The organism is Tardiphaga sp. GW821-FHT12E02 (genome assembly GCF_058807155.1).
In genome coordinates this window covers 541,511-554,933 of record NZ_JBXAQK010000001.1, presented here as the reverse complement: position 1 = coordinate 554,933, position 13,423 = coordinate 541,511, and the positions used below count along the sequence as shown (strand labels likewise).

The window sequence follows — 13,423 nt, the reverse complement described above, 5'->3', positions numbered from 1 at the left end:
CTTACTTTCCCTTCACCGCGTTGACGATCTTCTGGGCGGCGTCGTCGAGATCGTCGGCCGGCAGAACATTGAGGCCGGACTCGCGGATGATCTTCTTGCCTTCCTCGACATTGGTGCCTTCGAGGCGGACAACCAGTGGCACCTTGAGGCCGACGGCCTTCACCGCGCCGACAACGCCGGCGGCGATGACGTCGCACTTCATGATGCCGCCGAAGATGTTGACCAGGATGCCCTTCACGTTCGGGTCAGCGGTGATAATCTTGAACGCTGCCGTCACCTTCTCTTCCGAGGCGCCGCCACCGACGTCGAGGAAGTTGGCGGGGCTTTCGCCATAGAGCTTGATGATGTCGAGCGTGGCCATTGCGAGGCCGGCGCCGTTGACCATGCAGCCGATGGTGCCGTCGAGCGCGATGTAGGCGAGGTCATATTTCGATGCCTCGATTTCCTTCGCGTCTTCTTCGGTGGTGTCGCGGAGCGCGACGATATCCGGATGACGATAGAGCGAGTTCGAGTCGAACGACATTTTTGCGTCGAGACACTTGAGCTGGCCCTGCTTGGAGATGATCAACGGATTGATCTCCAGCATGTCCATGTCCTTGGCGATGAACGCCGTGTAGAGCTGCTCGACCAGCTTGCCGGCCTGCTTGGCCAGGTCGCCGGTGAGGCCGAGGGCCTGTGCCACGGTGCGGCCGTGATGCGGCATGACGCCGGTGGCCGGATCGACCGAGAAGGTGATGATCTTCTCAGGGGTGTCGTGGGCGACGTCCTCGATGCTCATGCCGCCTTCGGTCGAGACGACGAATGCGACGCGCGAGGTTTCACGGTCGACGAGCAGCGAGAGATAGAACTCCTTCTCGATGTCCGAACCGTCTTCGATGTAGAGGCGGTTGACCTGCTTGCCGGCGTCGCCGGTCTGCACGGTCACGAGGGTCGCGCCAAGCATCTGCTTGGAGAATTCCTTGACCTCGTCGATCGACTTGGCGAGGCGGACACCGCCCTTGTCGCCAGCCGAGGCTTCCTTGAACTTGCCCTTGCCGCGACCACCGGCATGGATCTGGCTCTTCACGACCCAGAGCGGACCGCCCAGTTCCTTCGCTGCGGCTTCGGCTTCGTCAGCCTTGAGGACCGGCACGCCCTTGGAGACGGGCACGCCGAACTCCTTCAGGACGGCTTTCGCCTGATATTCATGGATATTCATAAGATGCTCCCGAACCCCCGATGGTGAAATTGGAATTCACGCCGTTTCTTTGAATTGGCATACCGTATACCACGAGTGCCGGATGTCAAAGCGAGCGGTAATTCCGTGTGACGGACGAAGTTGGCTTGGTGGGTTCGTCGCAGGGATGGCCAACCACGTCAAATGCAAAACCGGCACCCCAGGGGTGCCGGTTCAGTTCAGTCTGTTTTAGCCGAGCAGGTCGGGCGCGATCTTCTTGCAGGCGTCCATCAGGCCGACCACCGAAGCGACCGACTTGTCGAAGCCTTCCTTGTCCTTGCCGACAAGCTCGATCTCGACGATGCGCTCGACACCCTTCGCGCCGATGACAACGGGAACGCCGACATACATGTCCTTGACGCCATATTCACCGTTGAGGTGAACGGCGCAGGGCAGCACGCGCTTCTTGTCCTTGAGATAGCTCTCGGCCATCGCGATCGCGGAAGCGGCCGGGGCGTAGAAGGCCGAACCGGTCTTGAGCAGGTTGACGATCTCGGCGCCGCCGTTGCGGGTGCGATCGACGATTTCGTCGATGCGGGCCTGCGAGGTCCAGCCCATCTTCACGAGGTCCGGCAGCGGGATGCCGGCAACGGTCGAGTACTTGACCAGCGGCACCATGGTGTCGCCGTGGCCGCCGAGCACGAAAGCGGTGACGTCTTCCACCGAGACGTTGAATTCATCAGCCAGGAAGTAGCGGAAGCGGGCCGAGTCGAGCACGCCGGCCATGCCGACCACCTTGTTCGCCGGAAGACCCGAGGCCTTCTGCAGCGCCCAGACCATCGCGTCGAGCGGGTTGGTGATGCAGATCACAAATGCGTTGGGGGCGTACTTCTTGATGCCCGCACCCACCTGCTCCATCACCTTGAGGTTGATCGAGAGCAGATCGTCGCGGCTCATGCCCGGCTTACGCGGCACGCCGGCGGTGACGATGATGACGTCCGAGCCTTCGATCGCTTCGTAGGAATTGGCGCCCGAGAGCTTGGAGTCGAAGCCATCGACGGGCGACGACTGGGCGATATCCAGCGATTTGCCCTGCGGGGTGCCTTCGGCGATGTCGAACAACACCACGTCGCCGAGTTCCTTGAGGCCGACGAGGTGAGCCAGCGTTCCGCCGATCTGACCCGAGCCAATCAGTGCGATCTTATTACGCGCCATGAGAAAATATCCTTTGAACCCGCAGGGGTGGGAGGAGGGAGCAGGAAATGCCGAGAGGCTGGTTATCGCTTTCGCCGCATGCGTTCAAGTCAGCCCCTGCCCATTTGTCGGGCGGGAGGTCAGCGTTGCGGATTTGGGGGCGGTGATTGGAGGAGAACTAAACTCGCTTGTCGTCCCCGCGAAGGCGGGGACCCATACACACCGCCATCGGCGGTGGCATACAAGGCCGCTGCCGCGCTGCCTCATAGTTTTGGAGCCTATGAGTCCGTAGGGCGGATTAGCGAAGCGTCATCCGCCGGCCCATTGCATGGTTGAAACGCCGCGGCGGATGACGGCTTCGCCTGATCCGCCCTACGGCTCTCGCTCGTGGAGAGAATCTACGTCTCCACCAGCCCCGTGCTCGATCCACTCGCCGTGGAATCGCTCCGCCCGTGAGGTAGCGCCAGATATGTCTCCGACCCCATCTCGAACAAGCGCGACGCCGTGCGGACGAATTCGAACTTCTCGGTGCCCTGATCGGCTGAATAGAGATCCGGCGGCTCGGCCGCTGCGGTTGCCATCAGCTTCACGCCATTGTCATAGAGCGTGTCGATCAGCGAGATGAAGCGCTTGGCCGCATTGCGGTTGGCTTCGGTCATGGCCGGCACATGTTCGATGAACAGCGTGTGATATTCATGCGCGAGCTTGAGATAGTCGGATGCGCCGAGCGGCTTCTCGCAGAGATCGTTGAACGTGAAGCGCGCAACGCCCTGTGCTTCCAGCGGAACCTGCAGCTTGCGTCCCTTGACGTTGAGCTCGCGCGATTTGCCTGCAGCGCCGCCGGTGAGCTTCGTCCAGGCTGCATCGAGTGCCGCCTTCGCCGCAGCGTCATCCGGCACCAGCCAGCTCTTCACGCCGACCAGTTTCTCCATGCGGAAGTCGGTGCGCGAGTCGAGCTTGCGCACCTCCATATGATCTTCGATCTGCTTGATGAAGGGCAGGAACAGCGCGCGGTTGAGGCCGCCTTTATAGAGATTGACCGGCTCGACATTGGATGTCGCGAACACCACGGTGCCCTGCTCGAACAGCCGCGCGAACAGCCGGCCGAGGATCATCGCATCGGCGATGTCGGTCACGTGAAATTCGTCGAAGCACAGCAGCCAGGCTTCCTCGAAAATCGAATTCGCCGTCAGCGCAATGACGTCGCTGCTGTCGGCGATCTCGCCACTCGCGATCTTCTGGCGGAAGCCGTAGATGCGCTCATGGGTATCGGCCATGAATTCATGGAAATGCGCGCGGCGCTTGTGCTCGACCGAGCTGCTCTCGAAAAACAGATCCATCAGCATGGTCTTGCCGCGGCCGACCTCGCCGTGGACATAGAGCCCCTTCGGCGGCTGGGCATCCTTGTCGCCACCGAACAGGCGGCCGAAGAAGCCCTTTTTGCGCGGTGGTTCGTAGGTCGCGAGCTTTGCATCGAGCGCCGCGATGGCCTCGACGGCCTGCGCCTGCGCCGGATCGGCCTCGATGGTACCGGCGGCGACGAGGGTTCTGTATTGTTCGCGGAAGGATGTGGGGGCGGCAGACATGGGCGCCTAACGGCCCCATGCGGGGGGAAATTGCAAGATGGGATTTCGGGGAGGCGGATATGCGGCGAGCGGCGTTGTGCCATCTCAGTCTGTCGTCGCCCGGCTTGACCGGGCGATACAGTAGACATGGTCGGTCCGGCCAGTCACGACCGCCAGTGTATACTGGGCCACCCGATCAGGCCGGGTGGCGACAATCGGGATTGCGGTTCACGCCGCCCGTACCCTCTCGCTCAGCTCATACGAATTCTCCACCAGATACGGCCCGCCGCCGGTGGATGCGCGCGACGAGAACAGCACGAACTGTTCCGCCGTGAATGTCTGCGTCGGAAAATATCCGCGCACCGAGAGATAATCGGCCACGTCCCAGCTCGACGCGTCGCGCAGCCGGGCCAGCGTCACATGCGGGGTGAATTTGCGCGGATCGGGTCCAATGCCGCAACGGCGGATCAACCGCTCGAGCTCAGCCTGCAGCTCCATCAGCGGCTTGCTCGGCTCCACATGGGCGACGATGGCGCGGGGTTTATGACCGCCAAAGCTCGTGAGCCCGCGGATCTCGACCTTGAACGGCCGGCGTTCGATGCGCGCCATCAGATAGGCGATCTCGTTCGCGGAAATGCCGTCGATGTCGCCGATGAAGCGGAGGGTGACGTGATAATTTTCGGGATCGATCCAGCGCGCGCCTGGCAGGCCGCCACGTAAATTGGCCAATCGCTGGCCGATCTCGACTGGAATTTCCAGTCCGGCGAATAAACGCGGCATTGTCAGCTCCTTTTTGTCGGGGCGCGATTTTCGCCGAAAGGTGCTGGTGCATTGTGTGCTGACGCACGCACCGCTCGGCGAAAATCATGCCCGACAAACGAGCCGGTGAATCGGAGCAAGCTACGAATCACCGATGTCTAAAATCTATCCGAGTTATGTGACTTCGCGAAGCAGAGCGTGTCATCGCAGTGTCAGGTTCCGGATAACTCGGCAGTGTCACGCAAGGGTCGTCGGATGGGTTGAGCGCAGCGATACCCATCACCACCAGCGCCTGTCGTGATGGGTATCGCTGCGCTCAACCCATCCTACAAACTAAGCACCTTGCTCAGCTTTTCGGCGCAAGCGCTGCCACGAAAGCCTCCACCGTCGGTAAGATCTTGTTCACCACGACATCGACGCCTTCCGCGGTCGGATGCATGCCGTCGGGCAGATTGAGTTTGCTCTCGCCCGCCACGCCATCGAGGAAAAACGGATACAGCGGCACGTCGAACTGTTTGGCGAGATCCGGATAGATCGCGTTGAACTTGTCCGCATAGTCGCGGCCGTAATTCGGCGGTGCCAGCATGCCGCAGAGCAGGACCTTGATGCCGCGCGCCTGCAGGCGATTGATGATTTCGGTGAGGGCTTCCCGCGGAATTTTCGGATCGACGCCGCGAAGTGCGTCATTGGCGCCAAGCTCGAGGATCACGCCCTGGGTGCCATCGGGCACCGACCAGTCGAGCCGGCCGAGCCCGCCCGAGGTGGTATCACCGGATACGCCGGCATTGGCGATTTCCACGGCGATACCTTTGTCCGTCAGCGCCTTTTGCAGCCGGACCGGAAATGCCGCGGGGCCCGGCAGATTGTAGCCCGCGCTCAGCGAATCCCCGAGCACCACCAGCTTCACCGGCTTGGCCCCGGCCTGCGCGAAAACCGGCGCCTGCGGCAACATGACGAGCCATCCGGCAAACAACAGGCACGCAAACGTGCGCAGCCACCCCTCGACCGCCGCAAATGAAGTGCCATATGACACCGACATGGACACGCGCATCGACACCTCATCATCGGCCGGCACTGCGCCGGACACCATTTCCATCTTGAACCTCAACCTGTCGCTCGGCACCGGTGCCGCGCGGGTGCATATCCTGAAGGATATCAGCCTGCGCGTCGGATCGGGCGAGGCGATCGGGCTGATCGGCCCGTCAGGCTCCGGTAAATCCACGCTGCTGATGGTGATGGCGGGGCTGGAGCGGCCTGACTCTGGTCAGGTGGTGGTCAATGGCACCGCTTTCAATGATCTCGACGAGGACGGATTGGCGCGCTTTCGCGGCCGCCATGTCGGCATCGTTTTCCAGTCCTTCCATCTGATCCCCACCATGACGGCGCTGGAAAACGTCGCTGTGCCGCTGGAACTCGCGGGCCATCCTGATCCGAATAGCCGAGCTGCGAAGGAGCTCGAAGCCGTCGGGCTGGGCGCTCGCCTGCATCATTACCCGCGCCAGCTGTCCGGTGGTGAGCAGCAGCGCGTCGCCTTGGCGCGGGCGCTGGCGCCCGATCCCGCAATCCTCGTGGCCGATGAGCCGACCGGTAATCTCGATGAGAACACCGGCAGCCAGATCGTCGACCTGCTGTTCGCACAACATGCCGAACGCGGCATGACGCTGGTGCTGGTCACGCATGACAATGCATTGGCGGAACGCTGCGACCGTGTCGTACGCCTGCGCTCCGGCCATATCGAGACAGCCTGATGGCTGTCATCACGGACAATGCCGCGCCGACGCGCGGCCCCTCGCTGGCCTTGCGTTATGCATTGCGCGAGATGCGCGGCGGTCTCAGCGGCTTCTATGTCTTCATCGCCTGTATCGCGCTCGGCGTGCTGGCGATTGCCGGCGTCGGTTCGGTGGCGGCCAGCCTCAGCGACGGCCTCGCCCGCGAAGGCCGGACGCTGCTTGGCGGCGATGTCGCCTTTTCCCTGATGCAGCGCGAGGCGAAACCGGACGAACTCGCCTTCCTCCGCCAGCGCGGCGATGTCTCGGTGGCCGCCACCTTGCGCGGCATGGTGCGTGCGCCGGATGGTAATCTGGCGCTGGTCGAGATGAAGGCGGTGGATTCCGCCTATCCCTTGCTCGGTAGCTTGAAGCTGACGCCCGACATGCCCGTCAGCGATCTGCTCGTTGAACGCGACGGCGCCTATGGCGCTGCAACCGACACGACGCTGCTGGCGCGCCTCGGCCTCAAGCTCGGCGATCGCGTCACCGTCGGCAGCGCCACGTTCCAGATCCGCAGCGTCGTTGATTCTGAGCCGGACAAGCTCGCCGGCGGCGTCGGCTTCGCACCACGTTTTCTCGTCAGCGAAGATGCCCTGCGTGCCACCGCATTGCTGCAGCCCGGCAGTCTCGTGCGCTGGATCTATCGTGTTCGTCTGGCGGACGGCGGTGAGCGCGCGGCCAAGGCGCTGACCGACGATGCCCGCAGCCAGTTGCCGCAGGCCGGCTGGGAAATTCGTTCGCGCGACAATGCATCGCCGCAACTCGAGCGTTCCATTACCCGCTTCACCCAGTTCCTGACGCTTGTCGGCCTTGCTGCATTGCTGGTCGGCGGTGTCGGCGTGGCCAATGCGGTGAAGAGCCATATCGATCGCCGCCGCGAGGTGATTGCCGCGCTGAAGGCGCTCGGCGCCACCGGCCGCGACGTGTTCGCGATGTATCTGACCCAGGTGATGGTGCTCGCCGGCGTCGGCTCGCTGATCGGTCTCGCGCTCGGCGCGGCGCTGCCTTTCGCCATTGTCGGCCTGCTCGGCAATCTGCTGCCGTTGCCGGTGGTGCCCGCGCTGCATCCCGGCGCTCTCGCCTTGTCGCTGCTCTACGGCCTGCTGACCGCGCTGGCTTTCGGCCTGTGGCCGCTGGCGCGTGTGCATGATGTGCCGGTGGCCGCGCTGTTCCGCGACGCCGCGCATACGGAAACCCGTCGTCCGCAGACCCGCTATCTGGTCTGGATGGTGCTGGTGGTGTCGGTGCTGATCGCCGTCGTGATCGGCCTCGCCTATGACAAGCGCGTCGCCGCCATCTTCGTCTTGTCGTCGGTCCTGGTCTTCGCCCTGCTGCGCGGTATCGCCAGCGTACTGATGTCCATCGCGCGAAAACTGCCGCGGCCGGGCCTCACCATGCTGCGGCTCGCCATCGCCAATATCCACCGGCCGGGCGCACTGACGCCGTCGGTGGTGATGTCGCTTGGTCTTGGCCTCACCGTGCTGGTCACGATCACGCAGATCGACGGCAATCTGCGCCGCCAGTTCATGGCCTCGCTGCCGGACAAGGCGCCGTCGTTCTACTTCATCGACATTCCCTCCACCGAGGCCGATCGCTTCGGCGCGTTCCTCAAGGAGAAACAGCCGCAATCGACGGTGGAGGAAGTGCCGATGCTCCGCGGCCGGATCGTCGGCGCGCGCGGCGTCAAGGCGGAGGATCTCAAGCCGTCGAGCGATGCGGAGTGGGTTCTGCAGAGCGACCGCGGCATCAGCTACACCGATGAGGTGCCGCGCGGCTCCAAGGTGGTCGAAGGCGCGTGGTGGCCGAAGGGCTACAGCGGCCCGCCGCTGGTGTCGTTCGAAAAGAAGCTCGCCGATGGGCTCGGGCTCAAACTCGGCGACGATGTCGTGGTCAATGTGCTCGGCCGTGACATCACGGCGAAGATCGGCAGCCTGCGCAGCGTCGATTGGCAGAGCCTCGGCATCAATTTCGTGCTCGTCTTCTCGCCCAACGCTTTTCGCGGCGCGCCACATACGCATATCGCGACCCTGACGGAGCCGCAGACGGCGCCCGCGCAGGATGCCGCGCTGGTCAAGGCGGTGGCGGATGCGTTTCCGATGGTGACGACGGTCCGTGTCCGCGAAGCGCTCGATACGGTCGGAACGGTGGTGACCAATCTGACGCTGGCGATTCGCGGCGCCAGTGCAGTGACGCTGCTATCGGCCATCCTCGTTCTGGGTGGCGCGCTCGCCGCCGGCCATCGTCACCGCGTCTATGACGCCGTGATCCTGAAGACCCTCGGTGCCACCCGCGCACGGCTGCTCGGCGCCTATGCGCTCGAATATCTGATGATCGGGTTCGCCACGGCGGTGTTTGGTGTGCTTGCCGGCTCGGTGGCGGCGTCGCTGATCGTCACGCGGCTGATGAATCTGGGTTTCGTCTGGCAGAGCGGCAGCGCTGCAGGGGTCGTATTGGCAGCGCTTATTGTCACAGTCGGGCTCGGTCTATTGGGTACGTTGGTAGCCCTGACCCAGAAGCCCGCCACCGTGTTGCGGAATTTGTGACCCGTTTCGGTACGATGCGGTCACTCTAGCGGGTGATTCGTGCAAAACCGGTGCGGAATCGGCAAGCCGCTGCGCGTGAAACCGTTTACCGGTTTCCTGCGCAGCTGCGCGGAGCGACATTCCGCCACGCGTGGAAGCTTGCAGCGAATGTGTTAGTTTACCACATACCCTTTGGGTCAGGCCTTCAGCGTTTGTGTCGAGATATTCATCCCGGACGGCGCTGGATCTGGGATATAATCGGACCAGCGACGCACACCCTTTGCGGGCGCCTGGACAACTTATCGAGGTTTCGACCATGTCGGATCTAGACCGTAACTATGCTTCTCCCTTCGGCCGGGCCGGCGCGCGCGACACCGCCGCGGTCGATGCCGGGCTGCGCTCCTACATGCTGCGCATCTACAACTACATGACCATCGGCCTGGCCATCACCGGCTTTGCCGCTCTGGGCGTGTATATGGGCGCCGTCACCGACGCCTCGAATGCCGTGGCGCGGGTCGGTTCGACCCATCTGTCGGCGTTCGGCTATTACATGTTCGCCAGCCCGCTGAAGTGGGTGTTCATCGCGGCCCCGCTGGTCATGGTGTTCGCCATCTCCTTCGGCATCAACCGCCTGAAGCCGGCCACCGCGCAGCTGCTGTTCTGGGCCTTCGCAGCCCTGATGGGCATCTCGCTGTCGTCGATCTTCCTGGTGTACACGCACACCTCGATCGTGCGCGTGTTCTTCATCACGGCGGCGTCGTTCGGTGCGCTGAGCCTCTACGGCTACACCACCAAGCGTGACATGACGGGCATGGGCTCGTTCCTGATGATGGGCCTGTTCGGCATCATCATCGCGAGCGTCGTGAACATCTTCGTCGCCTCGTCGATGCTGCAGTTCATCGTCTCGGTGGTCGGCGTGCTGATCTTCGCAGGCCTCACCGCCTACGACACCCAGCGCCTGAAGAACGACTACATCTATGGCTACGCCTCCCAGGGTGGCGATGTGGCGGAACGTGCCGCGATCACCGGCGCCCTGTCGCTCTACCTGAACTTCATCAACCTGTTCACGCTGCTGCTGCAGCTGCTCGGACAGAAAGAGTAAGGTCGGCGCAAGCCTGACGAGATCGAAGCCCCGGCGAGAGCCGGGGCTTTTTCTTTGTCCTTCTCCCGCAAGCCCACGGCTATCGCATATGAATGTTGATGCATACGCAGCCATCCTTCGAGACGCGGTAGAAGGCGACCGCTCCTCAGAGCCTGACTGGAAATGCGGTCCATGAAGCGCAGTACACTCTGTCCCTCATGGTGAGGAGGCGCGTAGCGCCGTCTCGAACCATGAGTTGGCCGGGTTCAGAGCCTGCGGCCATCCTTCGAGACGCCGCTGCGCGGCTCCTCAGGATGAGGGCAGAGTATGGCGCTGTAGAAGACCCTCATGGTGAGGAGCCCGCAAAGCGGCCTCTCGAACCATGCAGGCCGAACACCATCCTCATCGGCCAGGGGGCATATGGGATAGCCATGCGCGCATGCAGCTGAGGGACAAACAAGCCGGGGCTTTTCTTTCTCGGACTGCAAAAATACTGTTCCCCCATGTCCGACATCACCATCCGCGCCGCCACGGCCGCTGACCTGCCAGCCATCACCGCCATCTATGAAGAAGCGGTCCTGCACGGCACCGCGACCTTCGAGATCGATCCACCGGATCTTGCCGAGATGGCACGGCGCTTCGAGGGGCTCACCGGCGGCGGCTTTCCCTATTTCGTGGCTGTCGATGGCGATCAGGTGCTCGGCTATGCCTATGCCGGTCCGCACCGGCCGCGTGTGGCCTACCGTTTTACGGTCGAGGACTCGATCTATCTCGCCCCGGCAGCACAGCGCCGCGGTGTCGGCGGCAAACTGCTCGCGGCACTGATCGACGCCTGCGAATCAAAGGGCTTCCGGCAGATGGTTGCGGTGATCGGCGACAGCGCCAATGCCGGCTCGGTGGCCGTCCATCGCAATGCCGGCTTCCAGATGATCGGCACCCATCCGAATGTCGGCTTCAAATTCGGCCGCTGGCTCGACACCGTGTCGATGCAGCGGGTGCTGGGCGCGGGCGGCGCCACGCTGCCGTGAGGTGATGCGCGGAGGCTTGTGGTTTCCCTCCCCGGAGCGAAGCGAATGGGGAGGGTCCGCCGACAGGCGGGGGTGGGAACTTTCCCCACGTGACGTCGGAGGAAGCACCCCACCCGTCTCGAAGCTCGCTGAACGCTCGCTTCGATCCACCCTCCCCGCTGCGCCGCTTCGCGGCTTGGGGGAGGGAGAACATTGCGCCCGCAAGATTTTAGTTCTCCTTCTGTTCTTGACAAAATTCCCATTCTGCTCCATATCCCCTCCGTCTCGTTCGTGAGGGGCGCTCTCATGAGGCGTCTTTGAGCGGAACGTGGATGCGGCGCCTGCGGGCAGGGGAGGACGTACCTCCTGCACTCGGGTGGTCGGGGGTAACCGTCCGACCCCACTATGGGGGTCTGCCGCTAGCGCGGCTGGACGTGGTGCGGGCGAAGGCGGAGAAATCCGTCGGATGGCTCCCGATCGGGAGCGCCCAGTACCCGGAAGAACGGTCCTTCGGCCAGAAAGAACGTCGCGGTGGCGCGCCGTAAGGCGTTGCGCTGTTCGGCTTCGCTGGCGATCCAGCGTTGAACGGATGGCGTCAAGTCCCACCCAAGTGCGCCTTGCGGCGTGCCACCTCCCCTCATGTCTCGCGGGGAGAAATGCTCACAGCTCGGACGCGCAAGCGTCGCGAGATCGATAAGCCACGGGCAAGCGTTGTCTCACACCACCGCCAGTTTGCGATCGATCACCAGCAGCACCCGGTCCAGCTCGTGGCCGCGGCGAAGGATCATGCCCGTCGCCGAGATGACGCTGTACATGCCCTGTTTGCGTGCCAGTCGCGGATCCTTCTCGATGCGGTAGATCGGCATTTCAGACGCACGCCGGAACACGGAGAACACTGCGCGGTCGCGCAGAAAATCGATGGCGTAATCGCGCCATTCGCCGTCAGACACCATCCGTCCGTAGAGATTGAGGATGCGGCTCAGTTCGATGCGGTTGAAGCTGACGATCGGGGCCGGCGCCGGACCCGTCGTCCCGCGATTCGAACTTGGGTCATTGTCTCCCGGAATCACGTGCATCGGCGCCTCCTGTCATATCACTTACATGATCGCGCCATGGGCCCTGGGCTGCAAGACCAGATTCAGCCGCCAGACGGTAAGAAATCTTCCGTCACGGGAACGTTAGGCGAATCTTATTGCCGCCAAAATTTGGCCCAGCCGACGCCCTTGTGGCTTGCGATAAACAGATACTGCGTCGGGTCCGGTTCTTCCGGTCTCGGATTCCTCAGCCCCCAGCCCCCCGTGGTCGTTGGGATCGGACCCTGCGCAGTGAGTATATTAATCCCCACTGGGCCAACGCGAGTTGGTCCTTTTCTTTTTGTGGGGTGGGTGGGCTTTCTCAGCCGTCATTGCGAGCGCAGCGAAGCAATCCAGACCTTGCTTGCGGTCTTCTGGACTGCTTCGCTGCGCTCGCAATGACGGTGAGATTACTGCAGCGACGTAAACGCTGCGCCGCGCATTGCGCCAGGCTTATCGCGCGAGCCGTCCTGCACATAGACGACCGCCGCATCGACGCCGTCGCGCGACACATTCTCCAGCGGTACGGTCCAGTTGGCCGCGCTGCCGTTCCAGTCGCCGACCTTTAGCCAGCTGCGCACGACATTGTAGTAAGTGAGTTCACGTCCACGATTCTCACCACGACCGACCGTGATCGGGACGGACTTCGATACCGAGCAAATCCAGACCTCGCCATGATCGGTCGAAGACGTGTCGGTCGATGCTGCCACCGCAACATTCACCTGCTTGCCCGATACCGAAATCGACACCGGAACGGACATGACCGACGCACCTTTCCGGGTGTCGCCGATGGCCGTCTTGATTTTTGTCGCGTCGCTGCCGATCACCTGCGTGGCGCCGTTGACCACGGCCTGCGGCGTGTAGATGTCGCGATCGCCGCGCATCTGCGAATAGGCCTTCTGGCGCGCGCTGAAGCGCGAATCGGCCAGCGTGTCTTTCCAGCCGAGATAGTCCCAATAATCGACAGGCATGCTCAGTGCGATGACGGACGGATCCTTGGCGAGATCGCCAATGATCTGGTCCGCCGGCGGGCAGGACGAGCAACCCTGTGAGGTAAACAACTCGACAACGGCACGCGGCTGCGCCTGCGCGCCCGTGGCCAAGGCGCTGTGACCGAACGCAACGAAAAAACAGGCGCTGAGAGCGCCGGTCCATCGCGATATGTCACGGAGAGATGTCATCAAGACGTGCTGCGCTCGGAGTTGTGCAACCGCATCCGAGCAAACCAGACTGGTGCCGCTCTCGATGGGGTCATCAAAAACAAAGGTACCTGCTAACGCAGAAGGCGACCCTTCAT

General features: G+C 62.9%; 11 protein-coding genes. 4 read left to right on the top strand and 7 right to left on the bottom strand.

Features of this window, described 5'->3' with window-relative positions; all coding sequences use genetic code 11:
- Position 1: 1 nt before the first annotated feature.
- From sucC to AC1RQ5_RS02610, 5 genes are all read right to left on the bottom strand, one after another.
- Positions 2-1,198, bottom strand: coding sequence for an ADP-forming succinate--CoA ligase subunit beta (gene sucC / locus AC1RQ5_RS02630; RefSeq protein ID WP_493196988.1), 1,197 nt, complete (start codon positions 1,196-1,198; stop codon positions 2-4).
- Between the two features lie 207 nt (positions 1,199-1,405).
- A complete protein-coding gene (gene mdh, locus AC1RQ5_RS02625) occupies positions 1,406-2,371 on the bottom strand; it encodes a malate dehydrogenase (RefSeq protein ID WP_398484064.1) in 966 nt (321 codons plus the stop codon).
- A gap of 377 nt (positions 2,372-2,748) precedes the next feature.
- Positions 2,749-3,936 carry a cell division protein ZapE gene (zapE, locus tag AC1RQ5_RS02620; protein ID WP_398484061.1) on the bottom strand — a complete coding sequence of 396 codons (1,188 nt, stop codon included), beginning with the start codon at positions 3,934-3,936 and terminating at the stop codon, positions 2,749-2,751.
- 207 nt (positions 3,937-4,143) lie between these two features.
- A complete protein-coding gene (gene thpR / locus AC1RQ5_RS02615; protein WP_398484059.1) occupies positions 4,144-4,695 on the bottom strand; it encodes an RNA 2',3'-cyclic phosphodiesterase in 552 nt (183 codons plus the stop codon).
- A gap of 325 nt (positions 4,696-5,020) precedes the next feature.
- Complete coding sequence (locus AC1RQ5_RS02610; RefSeq protein WP_493203263.1) at positions 5,021-5,713, bottom strand: arylesterase; 693 nt, start codon at positions 5,711-5,713, stop codon at positions 5,021-5,023.
- Between AC1RQ5_RS02610 and AC1RQ5_RS02605 the strand changes: the two genes are divergently transcribed.
- The 4 genes from AC1RQ5_RS02605 to AC1RQ5_RS02590 all read left to right on the top strand — a co-directional run bounded on the left by AC1RQ5_RS02605 (position 5,712) and on the right by AC1RQ5_RS02590 (position 11,074).
- Complete coding sequence (locus tag AC1RQ5_RS02605; protein ID WP_493196987.1) at positions 5,712-6,422, top strand: ABC transporter ATP-binding protein; 711 nt, start codon at positions 5,712-5,714, stop codon at positions 6,420-6,422. The two genes, AC1RQ5_RS02610 and AC1RQ5_RS02605, sit on opposite strands and share 2 nt — an antisense overlap.
- On the top strand, positions 6,422-8,986 hold the full coding sequence (locus AC1RQ5_RS02600; RefSeq protein WP_493196986.1) for an ABC transporter permease: 2,565 nt from the start codon (positions 6,422-6,424) through the stop codon (positions 8,984-8,986). Before AC1RQ5_RS02605 ends, AC1RQ5_RS02600 begins: the two co-directional genes overlap by 1 nt.
- A gap of 295 nt (positions 8,987-9,281) precedes the next feature.
- A complete protein-coding gene (locus tag AC1RQ5_RS02595) occupies positions 9,282-10,067 on the top strand; it encodes a Bax inhibitor-1/YccA family protein (protein WP_398484051.1) in 786 nt (261 codons plus the stop codon).
- 482 nt (positions 10,068-10,549) lie between these two features.
- A complete protein-coding gene (locus AC1RQ5_RS02590; protein ID WP_493196985.1) occupies positions 10,550-11,074 on the top strand; it encodes a GNAT family N-acetyltransferase in 525 nt (174 codons plus the stop codon).
- A 695-nt stretch (positions 11,075-11,769) separates the two neighbouring features.
- On the opposite strand, the gene AC1RQ5_RS02585 is transcribed toward AC1RQ5_RS02590, so the two are convergent.
- Positions 11,770-12,129 carry a DUF2794 domain-containing protein gene (locus tag AC1RQ5_RS02585; RefSeq protein WP_398484046.1) on the bottom strand — a complete coding sequence of 120 codons (360 nt, stop codon included), beginning with the start codon at positions 12,127-12,129 and terminating at the stop codon, positions 11,770-11,772.
- Between the two features lie 407 nt (positions 12,130-12,536).
- The gene (locus AC1RQ5_RS02580) at positions 12,537-13,307 is read right to left on the bottom strand and encodes a DUF1223 domain-containing protein (RefSeq protein ID WP_493196984.1); all 771 of its coding nucleotides are present in this window, start codon (positions 13,305-13,307) and stop codon (positions 12,537-12,539) included.
- Between the last annotated feature and the right edge of the window lie 116 nt (positions 13,308-13,423).

Excerpts from the sequence above, each read along its gene's own strand:
- sucC (WP_493196988.1), bottom strand. The coding sequence starts at position 1,198 with ATGAATATCCATGAATATCAGGCGAAAGCCGTCCTGAAGGAGTTCGGC.
- mdh (WP_398484064.1), bottom strand. The coding sequence starts at position 2,371 with ATGGCGCGTAATAAGATCGCACTGATTGGCTCGGGTCAGATCGGCGGA.
- zapE (WP_398484061.1), bottom strand. The coding sequence starts at position 3,936 with ATGTCTGCCGCCCCCACATCCTTCCGCGAACAATACAGAACCCTCGTC.
- thpR (WP_398484059.1), bottom strand. The coding sequence starts at position 4,695 with ATGCCGCGTTTATTCGCCGGACTGGAAATTCCAGTCGAGATCGGCCAG.
- AC1RQ5_RS02605 (WP_493196987.1), top strand. The coding sequence starts at position 5,712 with ATGGACACGCGCATCGACACCTCATCATCGGCCGGCACTGCGCCGGAC.
- AC1RQ5_RS02610 (WP_493203263.1), bottom strand. The coding sequence starts at position 5,713 with ATGTCGGTGTCATATGGCACTTCATTTGCGGCGGTCGAGGGGTGGCTG.
- AC1RQ5_RS02600 (WP_493196986.1), top strand. The coding sequence starts at position 6,422 with ATGGCTGTCATCACGGACAATGCCGCGCCGACGCGCGGCCCCTCGCTG.
- AC1RQ5_RS02595 (WP_398484051.1), top strand. The coding sequence starts at position 9,282 with ATGTCGGATCTAGACCGTAACTATGCTTCTCCCTTCGGCCGGGCCGGC.
- AC1RQ5_RS02590 (WP_493196985.1), top strand. The coding sequence starts at position 10,550 with ATGTCCGACATCACCATCCGCGCCGCCACGGCCGCTGACCTGCCAGCC.
- AC1RQ5_RS02585 (WP_398484046.1), bottom strand. The coding sequence starts at position 12,129 with ATGCACGTGATTCCGGGAGACAATGACCCAAGTTCGAATCGCGGGACG.
- AC1RQ5_RS02580 (WP_493196984.1), bottom strand. The coding sequence starts at position 13,307 with ATGACATCTCTCCGTGACATATCGCGATGGACCGGCGCTCTCAGCGCC.